At 57.9% G+C, this 494-nt stretch carries 1 protein-coding gene; it reads left to right on the top strand.

The window, feature by feature from the left end:
- Positions 1-4: 4 nt before the first annotated feature.
- On the top strand, positions 5-494 hold a 490-nt coding region (locus WLY71_RS30725; protein WP_425589980.1), incomplete at its 3' end, for a PDC sensor domain-containing protein.

Genomic DNA, 494 nt, shown 5'->3' with positions numbered 1-494 from the left:
CGTCATGGGTCATCCGTCCGTTAACAATCGAATTGAACAATTTCGCCATGGCGTGCCTTGGGTCGCCGAGCAAGCCGGGGCAACACTCAAGGTTCGCTCTGCGGTGATTCTGCTGGTCGCGGTGTGCCTGTCCATGACGGCTATCGTGATTTGGGAAGCCTGGAACTCGCGCCAGTACCATCTGCACGACAAAGAAGTGGCGATGTCCAACCTTGCCCAGACCCTGGCCTCGCAAGCACAGGCGTCGATCAAGCAAGCCGATACGTTGCTGTTGACCCTGGTGGATCGTCTCGAAAACGACGGCATCGACCAGGCCCGGATGCCCCGGCTGGAGCGTTTGCTCAAGGCCCAGCGCAGTGAGTTGAGCCAGCTCCATGGCTTGTTTATCTATGACGAAGACGGGCGCTGGATTGCCAATTCCAATGGCGCCGTCGTGCCAGATGCCAACAACGCCGATCGTGAGTATTTCATCTTCCATCGCAATCATCCCGACC

It is taken from the genome of Pseudomonas rossensis, from assembly GCF_039888995.1.
Taxonomy (GTDB): domain Bacteria; phylum Pseudomonadota; class Gammaproteobacteria; order Pseudomonadales; family Pseudomonadaceae; genus Aquipseudomonas; species Aquipseudomonas rossensis.
Note: the sequence above shows the minus strand (reverse complement) of the source record. Positions and strands in the feature narration are given on the sequence as shown.